This window comes from Psychroserpens sp., assembly GCF_047633235.1.
Classification (GTDB): Bacteria; Bacteroidota; Bacteroidia; order Flavobacteriales; family Flavobacteriaceae; genus Psychroserpens.
Window position 1 is genome coordinate 18,215 of sequence record NZ_JBLIET010000032.1, and the last position, 15,476, is coordinate 33,690.

The following is a 15,476-nucleotide window of genomic DNA, read 5'->3' on the forward strand; positions in this document are numbered from 1 at the left end:
AGAATTGAAAAGCAAAGATAACGAAAAGGTTTGCAGTGAGCAATTACATTTTTAAATAAAAATATCTAGTTAACCTAATATAATTTTCAGTGTATTGATGACGTGAGGTTTCAATAATTAATTCTGAAACCTCAATATTTGATTGTAAGAAAGAAAACTCTATAAGACTTCTTTTTATATCTGCGGAAGGGTTCCCTCTAACGTGCAAAATACGCTTAGTGAAAAGATTAAACTGCTTGGCAAGAGTAATGAATTTTTCCTCTTCAGAAAACGGAATAACAACTGAAAACAAGCCGTTTTTTGAAAGTAAAGTACTGATGCTCTCCAGTAAGTGCTCAAAAGGCATGGCGTCTTGAAATCGAGCTAGGTCACGTCGAGCATTTTCAGTTTTATAGTCTCCAGAATAAAATGGCGGATTGCAAATAATCAACTCATATTGGTCATCCATTTCTTCGGCAAATTCCTCTAATGACGCATGATAACAAAACAAGCGATCATTCCAAGGTGATTGTTCAAAATTATCGACACATTGTTCATAAGCTTTATCATCTATTTCGAGTGCTTCGATCACTTGAGCATCACTGCGCTGTGCAAGCATTAACGATAAAACACCTGTACCAGCACCAATATCTAAAATTGAAAATGGATTACTTTCAATTGAAGACCATGCACCCAATAACACACCATCTGTACCAATTTTCATAGCACATTGGTCTTGATTAATTGAGAATTCTTTAAACTGAAAAGGCTTATTCATGGGAGCGAAAGTCCTCCCTTTTTGGAAGGATTTAGGAGGGGGTTATTCTTCTAAGTATAAATCAATTAGTCCTTCAGGAGTATCTACAAAAATTGTTTTGTTCTTTTTATCTACTTTTGAAATAAAGGCATCATTCATAGGAATTAAAATTTCGATGCCGTCTCTGTCAATTTCAAAAAGCGATTGTGCCGTTGCGTCATTAATAGAGGTTATAATACCGACGTGACCAAAATTCTTATCTTCAACTTTAAATCCGATAATTTCATGAAAGTAAAACTTGTCATCTTCTAATTTTGGTAAAAATTCAAGGGGTAAATATAAGCCGCTTTTCATTAGCGAATCGGCATCTTCTTCGGTATCTACATCTTCAAACTTGATACGTAACAATTCAGATTTGTGCAGTTGCGAAGATTCTATAAAAAAAGGGAGTAGTTTATCACGAACCTCTATAAATACGGAGGCCATATTTTCATAAAGGGCTGGTTCGTCGGTATCTAATTTGACTAATAGCTCGCCTTTAAAACTATATTTCTTTACAATTTTTCCTAAAAAAAAGCAGTCGGTTTTTTGCATCTAAAATGTGATTTATAAGTCTAAGGTTTGAGACTTAACTGTTTAATAAACTAAAAAACTCCGATACATCGTATCGGAGTTTAAAAGTATAAAAAATAATTTTCTATTTTTCTGTATCAGTTGCTTCTGTATCAGTTGCTTCTGTAGCTTCAACTTCTTCTGTAGCTTCAACTTCTTCAGTCGCTTCAACTTCTTCTGTAGCTTCTGCGTTTTCAGGAGTTTCTGGAGTTGCCTCTTCTTCAACTTCTGGAGTAGCTGCTGCTATTCTAGCATCATTAACTGCTTTTTCTGCTGCTAGTGCATCGGCTTTTGCTTTAGCTTGAGCATCAGATAAACCAGCTTCTTTAGCTTGTACTGTTCCTGCTTTTTCTTGTAACCAGGCGTTGAACTTTTCCTCAGCTTGATCTGCAGTTATAGCGCCTTTAGCTACACCACCAGCTAAATGGTTTTTTAGCATTGCACCTTTATATGATAAAATTGCTCTTGCAGTGTCAGTTGGTTGTGCACCATTCTGTAACCATTGTACTGCCCCGTCAACATTTAATTCTATTGTTGCTGGATTAGTGTTTGGATTATAAGCACCTAATTTTTCTAGGTATTTACCATCTCTTTTTGCTCGTGCATCTGCTGCTACGATCCAATAATAAGGTTTCCCTTTTTTACCGTGTCTTTGTAATCTTATTTTTACAGGCATATTTTTAATTAATTTGCGAGGTTCGCGACCTCTATTATTAATGAGGCGCAAAGATAAGACAATAATTTAATTCTCAACATTTTATTTCTAATTAAGTAATATTGAAAATTTATCATACTTTTGAAAACTGTAATGTCAATTTTGTATTTGAAATGATTTTTAAAAAGGAAAACCTTAATTAAATTACAAGAAATCAAATATAAAATGCTGTAATGACGTTATTTATAACCTATAATAAGCCTCGTTTTATTTAGAGGGAGAAAACTTAAGTAATGAAAAGATTAGCTATACTTCTTGTAACTATTTTGACCTTAACTAGTTGTGGTGATGAAGTCGAATTCAATTCACCTGCATTTCAAGGAAATCGAGAGTACGGACTTTGGAGAGCAGAATTTACTAGTGCATCTATTGATGAAAATGGTTTTTTAACTTTTAGAGCAGGTAATAATATAGAAACGGTTTCACTTACAATTCCTTCTGTAGCTGTTGGAACATATATATTAGGAGATGTAAATTCAATGGAAGGGCGTTATGTGGACGCTAGTGGTACTGTATATTCTACGAATAATAGACCAGATTCAAGCGTTTCTATTTATCCAGAATACGGTTTCGTTACGTTAGATGAAATCAACAACAATACATTTACGGGTACTTTTGAGTTTTTAGCTTTTGATGAATCAGGTTTGAACTCTATTGGCTATAATGAAGGTATATTTTTTAGAGTCCCTTTAGTATCAGGAAGTATTCCTGCAGTTGTAATCACTTGTGATGATACAGAAATAGATGTGACTTCAACGCGTGCTAATTATCTCTCAACTTTTTCTTCGACCTTAGAATATATTGATGCTGCCTCTTATACCAATGCTTGTAATGTGTATTCTGAAGCTTTATTGTTTAAGATGGATTATTGTGGAGATGTAGATGGAGCTATCCAGCAGCAAATAAGTGATCTTAATACTTGTGTGTTCCCTTGTGATTTTGCAGTTCAAAACAGTCTCACTGCACAAGCTGCTTTTGAAACGGCAACTATTGGAACGTATATGGATGCCTGTGAGAACTATAGATTCTATCTCGAGCAACAGATTGTATTTTGTGGTGACGATGAAGGAAGTATCCAAGATATTTTAGATGGCTTAGATTGTAATGATAACGATAGCGATGGTATACCAAATATTTTCGAAAATTTTAATGGAGATTTAGACGGTAATTTAGATGATGATGATACCGATTTAGATGGTATACCAAATTACTTAGATGATGATGATGATGGCGATGGTATTTTGACAATTAATGAAGCAAAAGATGTGGATGGAAATCCAATAGATACAGATAGTGATACAAATGTTGATTATCTAGATGTTGACGATGATGGTGATGGTGTTTTTACGCAATTTGAGATTGGAGATACGGATGGAGACGGAGTAAGTGACTATTTAGATGCAGATGATGATGACGATACAATTTTAACAATTAATGAAAATGCAGATCCAAATTTAGATGGTGATCCAGCAGATGCTTTAGATACTGATGCTGATGGTATTCCTGATTATTTGGATAATATGTAATTATATTATCTTTGCTATCCCTATAAACCCAGACAGACACTGTCTGGGTTTTTTTTGTTAAATAGTTTTAAGACTTTGTTAAAGATGTTAATGTGTTCTATTTTCCTTACTTTATAAGTTATATTATGCTGAGTTGGATGTGAAACAATACGCATCTTAAAATAAAAGTATTGGAATTTAAAATGTAAGTGATATTATGAAGTATTCAGAAGAAATTTCAAACAAATTAAATGAATTATTAGTAAAAAACTATGATGCAGAGAAAGGCTATTTAAAAGCAATTGACAATGTGAATGGCGATAGGTTAAAAATGTTTTTTAAGAGAAGATCTTCAGAGCGAAGTGAATTTGCAAAAGAACTGAGAACTGAGATTCTACAATATGGCCAAATACCAGAAGAGTCTGGGAGTTTTAAAGGTGTAATGCATCGCAACTGGATGAGCTTAAAATCTACGTTTAGCTCTGATAACGAAGAGTCGATTATAGAAGAAGCCATTCGAGGAGAAAAAGCGAGTTTAAAAGAATACAATGAGCTCATCGCCGAGCCTAATTTGCCACCAACAATTGACGCCTTATTGTTGAAGCATAGAGACTTAATACAGTCTGCTATCAATACAGAGAAAGTGCAAGAAGAATTAATTTCCTAATTAGACATAAATAGGTGGTAAAAAGTCAGCTTTTTAAAGCTGGCTTTTTTTTTAAACTCTTCATAACTTCACTAAAAAGAAAAGTAGTTTCTTCGTGTTTTTATCAGCTATTTTTTATTAATTTTACTTGAAAACCATAAGGCTTTAGTATTCGTTCATAATACTTAAGACTGGTCACAATCAGCTTTGCGTCTTTGCGAAAAAAACAACTCTAAACCGCATGTATTTAATTTTCGATACCGAAACCACAGGATTACCAAAACGTTGGGACGCACCAATCACAGATGTAGATAATTGGCCAAGATGTATTCAGATTGCTTGGCAATTACATGATGAGATGGGTAACTGTGTCGATCATCAGGATTATTTGGTGAAACCGGAGGGGTTTAATATTCCATATGATGCTGAAAAAATACATGGTATTTCTACCGAGTTGGCGCAAGAGCGAGGGATCCCACTTCAAGAAGTATTAGAGAAATTCAATGTGGCGCTGTCAAAGACCAAATTTGTTGTTGGTCAAAATGTAAAATTCGATCTCAATATAATGGGAGCAGAGTTTGTCAGAGAAGATGTCGTAAACCAGCTTCAGGAGCTACCGGTTTTGGATACTTGTACAGAGCACACTGCTTCACTTTGTCAACTTCCTGGAGGTCGCTACGGAAAGTTTAAACTACCAACCCTTACAGAATTACATCAATTTTTATTTAATAAACCATTCTCAGAGGCGCATAATGCAACTGCAGATGTTGAAGCAACAACACGTTGCTTTTTCGAATTGTTACGCTTAGGTGAATACACAAAAGAACAACTAGACGTTGAGCCTGATTATTTTCAGAATTTTAATGAGAAGAATCCGCAAACGATTCAGCTCATTGGATTAAAGCACATCAACCTCAAAAAGGAAAGTGCTAAAATCAATGCGCGACTCCAGAAGTTGCAAGCAGTTGATATTTCCGAAGCAGAAATAAAAGAGAATATTTCGGGTCTTGCAGATGTTGAATTTGTACATCTTCATAACCATTCGCAGTTTTCGGTATTGCAATCAACCATAAGTATTACAGATTTAGTTGCTGCTGCTGCAGAGCAAGAGATGCCTGCAGTTGCATTGACTGATCATGCTAATATGATGGGCGCATTTCATTTTGTAAAAGCGGTGAATAATCATAATAAATCTGTAGTAGCTAAAAAGGCTGAGGCGTTAGAGAAAGGTGAAACATCAGTTTTAAAAGAAATCAAGCCTATTTTAGGTTGTGAGTTTTTTGTTTGTGAAGATCACACGAATAAATCTCGAAAAGATAATGGCTATCAAATTGTCTTAATTGCTAAGAATAAAAAGGGTTATCACAACTTAGCAAAGCTGTCTTCTCATGGTTTTGTAGACGGGTTTTACTACTTGCCTAGAATTGATAAAAAACTCATTCAGCAATATAAAGAAGATTTAATTTGTTTGACAGGAAATCTTTATGGAGAAGTACCGAGTAAAGTTTTGAATGTTGGTGAAAATCAGGCTGAAGAGGCCTTAGTTTGGTGGAAACAAGAGTTTGGAGATGATTTGTATGTAGAACTCATGCGTCACAATCAAGAAGATGAAAACCGTGTCAATCCTGTACTTGTTAAATTGGCTCAAAAACATGAGGTGAAGCTTTTAGCAAGTAATAATACGTATTACTGTAAGCAAGAAGATGCCAATGCACACGATATTTTATTGTGTGTTAAGGATGGCGAAAAACAAGCGACACCAATTGGTCGTGGTCGTGGTTATCGTTATGGGATGCCAAATCAAGAGTATTATTTCAAATCTTCAGAAGAGATGAAAGCTCTCTTTAGAGATATTCCTGAGGCGATTACAAATATCCAAGAGGTTGTTGATAAAGTAGAGGTCTATCAACTCGCTAGAGATGTATTATTGCCAGCTTTCGATATTCCTGATGAGTTTAAAGATACTGCTGATATAGCTGATAAAGGAAAACGTGGAGAAAATGCGTTTTTAAAACATTTAACATTCGTAGGTGCTAAAAAACGATACGGAGAAGAATTAAGTGATGAAGTTACTGAGCGTCTTGACTTTGAGCTGAGCGTTATTGAAAACACAGGCTATCCTGGTTACTTTTTGATTGTTGAAGATTTTATTCGGGAAGCTCGAAATATGGACGTTTCGGTTGGTCCGGGTCGTGGATCTGCAGCAGGATCTGTGGTTGCATATTGCCTTTGGATTACGAATATAGATCCCCTAAAGTACGACTTGCTTTTTGAGCGTTTCTTAAATCCAGATCGTGTAAGTATGCCAGATATTGATATTGATTTTGATGATGAAGGTCGAAGTCGTGTCATGGATTATGTGATTAATAAATATGGTTCAAGTCAGGTCGCTCAAATTATTACTTACGGAACGATGGCTGCAAAATCATCAATCCGTGATACAGCAAGAGTATTGGATTTACCTTTATTTGAGGCAGATCGCATTGCGAAGTTAATTCCAACCATGTCAAAACTGAATAAGATTTTTGGCCTATCGGAAAAAGAGCTGGGAAGCACCTTTAGAGCAGAAGATTTAGAAAAAGTAAATGAATTACTCAATATAGCAGATGGTGACGGTCTAGATGCTGAAACTATAAAGCTGGCAAGATCGCTTGAAGGCTCAGTAAGAAATACTGGAATTCATGCTTGCGGCGTTATTATTACACCAGATGATATTACCAAATTCGTTCCTGTCGCCTTAGCAAAAGATTCAGATTTATATGTGACTCAGTTTGATAACTCAGTGGTTGAAGATGCCGGTCTACTTAAGATGGATTTTCTTGGGTTAAAAACATTGACCTTAATAAAGGATACCGTTAAAATTGTTAAAGCAAAGCACGATATTTTATTAGATCCAGATACTTTTCCGTTGGATGATGAAAAGACGTATGAGTTATTCCAAAAAGGAGAAACTGTTGGTGTATTCCAATATGAATCTCCTGGAATGCAAAAACACCTTAAAGATTTAAAACCTACTGTTTTTGAAGATCTCATTGCAATGAATGCCTTGTATCGTCCAGGTCCAATGGAGTATATTCCAAGTTTTGTTAGACGTAAACATGGTGATGAAGATATTGAGTATGATTTACCAGCAATGGAAGAGTATCTCAAAGAAACTTACGGGATTACAGTTTACCAAGAGCAAGTCATGTTATTATCCCAAAAATTAGCAGATTTTACAAAAGGTGAAGCCGATGTTTTGAGAAAAGCGATGGGTAAAAAGCAAATTGCGGTTTTGGATAAGATGAAACCGAAATTTATTGAGCAAGCAAGTGCTAAAGGTCATGATGCTAAAGTTTTAGAAAAGGTTTGGAAAGATTGGGAAGCGTTTGCCAGTTACGCATTTAATAAATCGCATTCTACCTGCTACGCTTGGATTGCTTATCAAACAGCCTATTTAAAAGCACATTATCCTGCAGAATATATGGCAGCAGTGCTTTCAAATAATATGAATGACATTAAGCAGGTGACTTTCTTTATGGAAGAGTGTAAGCGCATGAGAATGGCCGTTTTAGGACCAGATGTTAATGAGTCGTATTACAAGTTTTCAGTGAACCAAGATGGCGCTGTTCGTTTTGGTATGGGAGCGATCAAAGGTGTAGGTCATGGCGCAGTAAAAACAATTGTTGCAAACCGCAAAGAAAACGGTCATTACAAGTCTATTTTCGATTTATCAAAACGTATAGATTTACGCGCAGCTAATAAAAAAGCATTTGAAAATTTAGCTTTAGCAGGAGGTTTCGATGGCTTTGGAGACACTCATCGTGCACAGTATTTTCAAGATGAAGGTGATGGTATTACCTTTTTAGAAAAAGCAATTAAATATGGTGCTAAACACCAAGAAAACGAAAACTCCTCGCAAGTTAGTCTGTTTGGTGCAGCAAGTGATGTCCAAATAGCAGAACCCCTTGTTCCGCCTTCCGAAGAATGGGGAACCATGGAAAAACTAGCTCAAGAAAAGGAAGTTGTAGGTGTTTATATCTCTGGTCATCCTTTGGATGATTTTAAAGTGGAAATGAAAACTTTTTGTAGTGGAAGTCTTGCGTTTTTTAATGAAATGGGGAATTATGTTAATCGTGAAATAACCTTTGGAGGTGTCGTTACAGATGTACAACATCGGGTAAGTAAACAAGGAAAAGGTTGGGCTATTTTTATGGTTGAAGATTATACAGATAATTTTGAGTTCAGAATCTTTGGAGAAGAGTATCTTAAGTACCGACACTTCCTCGTTAAAAATAGTTTTGTATATGTGAAATCTTTTGTAAGAGAAGGTTGGGTCAACAGAGAAACAGGTAAAAAGAGTGATCCAAGACTTCAGTTTAATAGTTTTCAGTTGTTGCACGATGTCATGGATACTTATGCTAAGAAGCTGTCAATTCAATTAAATATAAAGGATTTACAAGAGGAGAGGATTTCAGTATTACAAGATTTGTTTAGAATGCATTCAGGAGAAAAAGTACTCAATTTCGTTGTCTATGATAATGCTGAAAAGATAAAACTTAATATGCCTAGCCGTAAACAGAAAATTAGGATTTCACAAGAACTGTTGGATGAGTTGACAGCTCAGAATGTGATGTATAAGTTGAATTAGTCATATTTTATTTGTTTTTTGAAATACCTATTATATTACATAAGTCAATGGCCTCATAATCAAAACAAATACTGCCACTGTAAGGTTTTGCAAAATTTTTGACTAATTTTGTGTATTAAAATAAATTGAAGTTAAACATTAAGAATATATAATTATGGCATTAGAAATAACAGATGCGAATTTTGAAGAAATAGTATTAAAGAGTGATAAGCCAGTAGTGGTTGATTTCTGGGCTGCTTGGTGTGGACCATGTAGAATGGTTGGACCAATCATTGACGAAATTAGCACTGAATACGAGGGTAAAGCTGTCGTAGGCAAAGTAGATGTGGATGCAAATCAAGAATTTGCTGCCAAGTACGGAGTAAGAAACATTCCTACGGTTTTAGTATTCCAAAACGGAGAAGTTGTTGGAAGACAGGTTGGAGTAGCGCCTAAAAACGCGTATTCTGATGCAATCGACGCTTTATTGTAAAATATATTTCATAAAGAATTGATAAAAGGTCTGCCAGTATGGTGTACCTTTTTTTATTTTTAACTAATATTAAGAAATAAGATAAAAACATATGAGTAAGCAAGTAAAAGCGCAAGACTTAATTGATAGTAAATTATTAGAAGAACGCAAAGTGTTTCTTTGGGGAATGGTGGATGATAAATCGGCCAAGCATGTCATTGACCGTTTATTTTATTTAGACTCTTTAGACACTAAAGATATACACCTCTATATAAATAGTCCTGGAGGATATGTAACCTCTGGATTTGCGATGTATGATTGTATTAAATCATTAAACAGTGATGTGTCGACGATTTGTACTGGATTAGCAGCATCAATGGGATCCATTTTATTATCTGTGGGTACCAAAGGAAAACGTTTTATCCAACCACATGCGAGAGTTATGATTCACCAACCAAGTGGAGGAGCTCGCGGACAAGCCAGTGATATTGAAATTACAGCACAAGAAATTTTGAAAACAAAAGAATTGAGTGCTAAAATTTTAGCAGATAATTGCGGACAAGATTTCGAAAAGGTGATGAAAGATTTTAATCGTGATCATTGGATGGGAGCAGATGAATCTAAAGCCTATGGAATTGTGGACGGCATAATTTAATTAATTTTTTTTCTTTGGAAATTGATAAATAAATGAACTTACAAGCAGAACTCAACAAATCAGGAGGTTTTAAAAACTTGGAGCTACTCGCTAAGCAAGTTGTTGAGGGTTTTATTGCTGGTATGCATAAGAGTCCGTTTCATGGATTCTCTGCTGAGTTTGCTGAACATAAAATCTATAACCAAGGAGAAAGTACGCGTCATATTGACTGGAAGCTTTATGCTAAGACTGATAAGCTGTACACAAAACGTTATGACGATGAAACGAACTTACGTTGTCATCTTATTGTAGATAACAGTAGCTCGATGCACTACCCTGAGAAAAAAGATTTTAGTATTTCAAATTTAAATAAAATAGGTTTTTCTGCATTGGCTTCGGCATCATTAATGCATATATTAAAAAAGCAACGAGATGCAGTTGGTATGAGTATTTACAGTGATGCATATGATTATTATTCTCCAGAGAAAGGAAGTGAACGTCATCATCAAATGTTATTGGCTGAATTAAGTAAAATGCTAGTGTCAAAGCAGCTAAATAAGCAAACTGAAACCCATACGTATTTGCATCAAATTGCAGAGAATATACATAGAAGATCTCTTATTTTCTTTTTTACAGATATGTTTCAAACATCGACCGATGAGGTTAAATTGTTTGAAGCCTTAAGACATCTTAAGCATAATAAACATGAAGTTGTCTTATTTCATGTCATTGATAAAGAAAAAGAATTGAAGTTTAATTTTGATAATACACCTAAGCGATTTGTTGATGTAGAGACTAATGAATTCATTAATTTATATCCAGACACATTAAAGGAAGGGTATGAAAGCGCTGTATATGATTACTTTAAGAGTATCAAATTAAAGTGCGGCCAATATCAAATTAAATACGTTGAAGCCGATATAAATAAGTCCTTTGATAAGATCTTGACGACGTACATGGTGGAGCGTCAAAAATTTATTTAAATTTTTGACAAAAATCTTGCAAAAACATTTGTGATATTAAAAATCGAATGTATATTTGCCCTCGCAATAAAGCAACGGTCTGGTAGTTCAGCTGGTTAGAATGTCGCCCTGTCACGGCGAAGGTCGCGGGTTCGAGTCCCGTCCAGACCGCTAAAATTGTAAAACTAAAGCTTCAAGAAATTGGGGCTTTTTTTTAGCAATTAAACGAAGTTGTGTTGTTCTCATTTTCGATAACTATCGGGATTGAGAGTTGTGAGAAACTCAATGTTGTTGAGTTCTTACCGATGAGAAGCTTTCCTTTTTTCTGAATAAGAAAATCGGGATGCTTTTTTGTTTTACGATGTTTTTGAGTGAATGTTGTATTGTGAAAGAAACTTATCAACATTTAATCAACAGTTTTTTGCTAAAAAAGAGTATTTGAACGCAATAATATTACATTTTATCGGATTTTTATTTGATATTCTCAAAAATAGTAGTATGTTTGTCTTCCTTCTTAAGCCCCTAATACACTTATAAAGGTATTTTTTAATCCATTTTAGGTTTTTATGTCGTTTGGCATATGAACATCCCTCAATTTTTTTGGTATTGTTATGCCAAAAGTTAATAATCCATTCATCCCTCGAATTGGCATTTTTATGCTGTTTTATTATTAACATAATTAAAATTGAATATATAATCCCTAAAATTGATTAACATGAAGACCCTAAAAATTACTTTGTTATTACTAGCTGTATTATTGTTAACGGTATCTGGACAAAGCAGTGATGCTGTTGCTGATTCTGATGGACCAACATATAAAACACAGAAACAGTACGATTTGTTAGCGCATGCTAAAACAAAAAGAATCAGAGCAGAGCAGGGATAATAGTTTCTCTGTTAAGACATATAAGCATCAACTCTTCTTTAGAATTGGTGTTTTTTTATAACTAAAACTCTCAATTATTTACCCTATTTTTGATTTGTACATAATACAAATAGATTGAGAAATAAATTAGTCATAAATACCCTTATTCCATTGCTTTTTATGCAACTTGGCTTTAGTCAGGTTGATCAAAATAGATTTACTGATTTAAAACAAAAGTCTAAAGATTATCGCTTAACTTCAATAGAGCGAGAGAAATATGGGAAGCAAGCCTTAGAACTCGCTCAAGAGATTGGTACAGATAGTTTAGTTCTCTCTGCAAGAAAAACATTATCCTTAATTTATTTAGATCAAGAAAACTATGATTTATATACTCATTTAAGCCGGCAAAATTTAGCTAAAGCTGAGCAAATAAGTGATACTTTGTCAGTCGCATCTGCTTATTTAAATTTAGGTCAGTCTCATTATTTTCAATATCAGAATGACAGTGCGTATTATTATTTTTCTAAATCATTAAAATTTTATCAGACAATAAAAAATGCAAATCAGCAGGGATTTATTCTTTCAGCAATTTCAGACATTCAAAATGTAGAGCAAGATTATATAGGCAGTGAAGAAAGTGCTATACAAGCTATTAGGATCTATGAAACGTTACCTAGAAATGATTACAACTTATCACATTTGTGGAGCTTAAATAATGTATTAGGTATTATTTCTTTAAAACTTGGAGCGTTTGATAAATCATTAGAATACCATGACATAGCAGAATCTGTAAGCGATGAAATGTCCAACGGCTTTTATAATAAAATTTTCTCCATAAATAATAAAGCTTTCGTTTATAGAGAAAAAGAAAATTATAAAGAAGCTCTTAAGCTTTATAAAAGTTTGATTGATATAAGAGAAGATTATGATGAGTACGATCCCACTTTTTATCCATTAGTATTAGATAATTATGCTTACACTAGGCTTGTTGCAGGTTATGACGACTACGGTAATATACAAGCTCTTTTTAACGAAGCATTTAGTATTAGTAATAGGTTAAACGATCCTATAATTAAACTTCAAGTTAGTATTGATGTATCTAAATTTTATTTACAACAAAAACAGCAAGATTCATCATTAAAATATGCTAATATATCTTATAAATTAGCCAAGGAAACATCTTCCAATGAAATTTTATTAGATGCTTTGAAAGTTCTTTCTGAATTAAAAGAAGGTGAGGATGGTAAAGCGTATTTAAACGAGCATATTAAACTCAGTGACAGTTTACTTCATGTTGAGCGAAACGTCAGAAATAAATTTGCTAGAATAGAATTTGAAACCGATAAAATTGAGGAAGCCAATGAGAAAATGTCTCAACAGCTTATTTGGTTATTAGTGATTTCTGGAGGCTTATTAATCACATTGTTTTTTCTCTATATCATTGTAAAACAACGCGAAAAAAATAAAGAACTTAAATTTGAAAAGGATCAACAAAAAGCGAATGAGGATATTTATAATTTGATGCTCTTACAACAAGATAAAGTTGATGAAGCAAGAGCTAGTGAGAAAAAAAGAATTTCAAAAGAGCTTCACGATGGTATTTTGGGACGATTATTTGGGACAAGGCTCAGTTTGGATAGCTTTAATTTTTCCGAAGGAAAAGATGCCATTAGTAAACGCGCTACGTATATAACTGAGCTTAAGGTTATAGAGGATGATATTCGTAAAGTGTCACATGATCTAAGTACAGATTTTGTATCTGGATCAGGTTTTATGGATATTGTTTCAGAGTTAATAGAGAAACAAACAAATGCCTACCAATTGCAATCTCATTTTGATTTTACAGATGACATTCATTGGGAAATGGTTCCCAATAAAACTAAAATTAATATTTATAGGATCATTCAAGAGTCACTTCAAAATATTTATAAACATGCGAATGCTAAAATGGTTAAAATTAGTGTTGAATTGAAAAATAGTGTAATTTGCTTGTTGATTGTTGACGATGGAGATGGTTTTAATATCAGCAAAAGTAAAAAAGGAATTGGGATTAAAAATATAAATTCTAGAGTTGAAGAAGTTAAAGGGAATGCACAATTTCGTTCTGAAGCAAATAAAGGGACGGAAGTCATAATTACTATACCTTACAAAAATTAGACATAATGCAACACATTCATATTTTAATGGTTGATGACCATCCAATCATTATAGAAGGCTATCAAAACACTTTGATGGCAACTAAAAAAGATAATCAAGTTTTGGTCATTGATACTGCCAATACTTGTGATGCTGCGAATTTACTCATGGAAAAAGCGGCAAATGAGCGTCCTTATGATGTTTGTTTTTTTGACATCAGTTTACCGCCTTCTGCAGATGGTAAGATTACTTCTGGTGAAGATTTAGCAAAGATCTCTCGTAATAAAATGCCCAATGCTAAAGTGGTTATTTTAACCATGTTTAACGAGTCTTATCGCATTCATAATATTGTAAAAGAAATAAATCCCGACGGGTTTTTAATTAAAAGTGATTTAACATCAAGCGAATTGGCTGAGGCTTTTCATCACATATTAATTGATCCACCATATTATAGTAGTACTGTCAGTACCTTTTTAAATAAATCTGTTGTTAATGAAATCTATGTAGATGAAATTAATCGCAAGATTCTTCATTTATTATCGCAAGGGATTAAGACTAGAAGCCTAACAGAGTATATAGATTTGTCAATGAGTGCTATTGAAAAACGAAAGAAACAACTCAAAATCTTGTTTTCAATCACCGATGGTAAGGATGAATCCTTAATAAATGAAGCTCGAAAAAAAGGATTTCTCTAGAAAAACTGTTAAATTTTTTGTTTTTATGGTTTTTTAAACCTCTTGAAACTACTGCTATTTCTATAAACTACGGTTTTTCCACATCATGTTTGCGGTTTTTCCGTAATAAAAAGTTGTTTATATAAGATACATTTGACCAAGTCAGCAAAGATATTTTAATCCCTCTAAGTAATTTGTTGAATTAATAGCAAAGAAAATTAACCTAGCACTTCTCAACAAGTGTTAGGTTTTTTCTTTTTATACCATCTCTAGTTTGGTCTCAAATTTTAACGAAAGATTACATCCATATACTCATAAACCTTGACCATAAAGAAACCTAAAAAGATCAGTGCTACTATGAACTTTATGAAGGTTGAAGCGATAAAACCTAGAAACGACCCAAATGCTGCTTTTATAGCGGTATCCATTCTAGCTTTATTTAAAAGTTCTCCAATTAATGCACCAAAGAATGGCCCAATAATAATACCTCCAGGAATTGGTGCTATTAAGCCAATGACTAATCCAATAGAGGTTCCTATCATACCCGCTTTTGTTCCTCCAAAACGTTTGGTTCCTAGAGCAGGAATGATATAATCCAATATCCATATGCCCAATGCAATAATTAAGGTAATGATTAAAAAGGTCCAATTCATTGGCACGACATCTGTTAAATGAAAGATGAGTAAACCAATCCAACTGGTTAAAGGACCTGGTAAAACAGGGAGGAAACTACCTATGATTCCTATTACCATAAAAAAAGCAGCCAAAATGACTAAAAAAATGTCCATTGTAAGTGTTTACTAATCTGCTAGTAAGACGTCAAAATGTTAAAGTTGTTACATTTTAAACTAAATATTTAGTTTGAACTAATCTTTTAGTTATATTTACTGAATACTGAATACTGAATACT

General features: G+C 33.8%; 13 protein-coding genes and 1 tRNA gene. 10 read left to right on the plus strand and 4 right to left on the minus strand.

Annotated features, from left to right (window positions below):
* Positions 1-43 precede the first annotated feature (43 nt).
* From ACJAZK_RS10835 to ACJAZK_RS10845, 3 genes are all read right to left on the minus strand, one after another.
* Positions 44-757, minus strand: coding sequence for a tRNA1(Val) (adenine(37)-N6)-methyltransferase (locus ACJAZK_RS10835; protein WP_415223980.1), 714 nt, complete (start codon positions 755-757; stop codon positions 44-46).
* Positions 758-799: 42 nt separating this feature from the next.
* On the minus strand, positions 800-1,330 hold the full coding sequence (gene rimM / locus ACJAZK_RS10840; RefSeq protein WP_415223981.1) for a ribosome maturation factor RimM: 531 nt from the start codon (positions 1,328-1,330) through the stop codon (positions 800-802).
* A 103-nt stretch (positions 1,331-1,433) separates the two neighbouring features.
* The gene (locus ACJAZK_RS10845; protein ID WP_415223982.1) at positions 1,434-2,024 is read right to left on the minus strand and encodes a 30S ribosomal protein S16; all 591 of its coding nucleotides are present in this window, start codon (positions 2,022-2,024) and stop codon (positions 1,434-1,436) included.
* Between the two features lie 272 nt (positions 2,025-2,296).
* Here ACJAZK_RS10845 and ACJAZK_RS10850 point away from each other — a divergent pair, with 272 nt between their 5' ends.
* From ACJAZK_RS10850 to ACJAZK_RS10895, 10 genes are all read left to right on the plus strand, one after another.
* Entirely contained in the window at positions 2,297-3,589 is a 1,293-nt protein-coding gene (locus ACJAZK_RS10850; RefSeq protein WP_415223983.1) for a DUF6252 family protein, read from the plus strand.
* Between the two features lie 196 nt (positions 3,590-3,785).
* The gene (locus ACJAZK_RS10855; RefSeq protein WP_415223984.1) at positions 3,786-4,235 is read left to right on the plus strand and encodes a ferritin-like domain-containing protein; all 450 of its coding nucleotides are present in this window, start codon (positions 3,786-3,788) and stop codon (positions 4,233-4,235) included.
* Between the two features lie 220 nt (positions 4,236-4,455).
* A complete protein-coding gene (dnaE, locus tag ACJAZK_RS10860; protein ID WP_415223985.1) occupies positions 4,456-8,844 on the plus strand; it encodes a DNA polymerase III subunit alpha in 4,389 nt (1,462 codons plus the stop codon).
* A gap of 154 nt (positions 8,845-8,998) precedes the next feature.
* On the plus strand, positions 8,999-9,316 hold the full coding sequence (trxA, locus tag ACJAZK_RS10865) for a thioredoxin (protein ID WP_028871373.1): 318 nt from the start codon (positions 8,999-9,001) through the stop codon (positions 9,314-9,316).
* A gap of 91 nt (positions 9,317-9,407) precedes the next feature.
* Positions 9,408-9,950 (plus strand): ClpP family protease, encoded by a 543-nt coding sequence (locus tag ACJAZK_RS10870; protein ID WP_415223986.1) that lies wholly within the window; start codon positions 9,408-9,410, stop codon positions 9,948-9,950.
* Positions 9,951-9,982: 32 nt separating this feature from the next.
* Positions 9,983-10,912: a DUF58 domain-containing protein gene (locus ACJAZK_RS10875; protein ID WP_415223987.1), complete on the plus strand. Its 930-nt coding sequence runs from the start codon at positions 9,983-9,985 to the stop codon at positions 10,910-10,912.
* A gap of 76 nt (positions 10,913-10,988) precedes the next feature.
* A tRNA-Asp gene (locus tag ACJAZK_RS10880) sits at positions 10,989-11,062 on the plus strand.
* Between the two features lie 544 nt (positions 11,063-11,606).
* Positions 11,607-11,777, plus strand: coding sequence for a hypothetical protein (locus ACJAZK_RS10885; protein ID WP_415223988.1), 171 nt, complete (start codon positions 11,607-11,609; stop codon positions 11,775-11,777).
* 114 nt (positions 11,778-11,891) lie between these two features.
* Positions 11,892-13,913: an ATP-binding protein gene (locus tag ACJAZK_RS10890; RefSeq protein WP_415223989.1), complete on the plus strand. Its 2,022-nt coding sequence runs from the start codon at positions 11,892-11,894 to the stop codon at positions 13,911-13,913.
* Positions 13,914-13,918: 5 nt separating this feature from the next.
* Positions 13,919-14,587, plus strand: coding sequence for a response regulator (locus ACJAZK_RS10895; RefSeq protein WP_415223990.1), 669 nt, complete (start codon positions 13,919-13,921; stop codon positions 14,585-14,587).
* Between the two features lie 266 nt (positions 14,588-14,853).
* Here ACJAZK_RS10895 and ACJAZK_RS10900 read toward each other — a convergent pair whose 3' ends face one another.
* Positions 14,854-15,354, minus strand: coding sequence for a DUF456 domain-containing protein (locus ACJAZK_RS10900; RefSeq protein ID WP_415223991.1), 501 nt, complete (start codon positions 15,352-15,354; stop codon positions 14,854-14,856).
* Between the last annotated feature and the right edge of the window lie 122 nt (positions 15,355-15,476).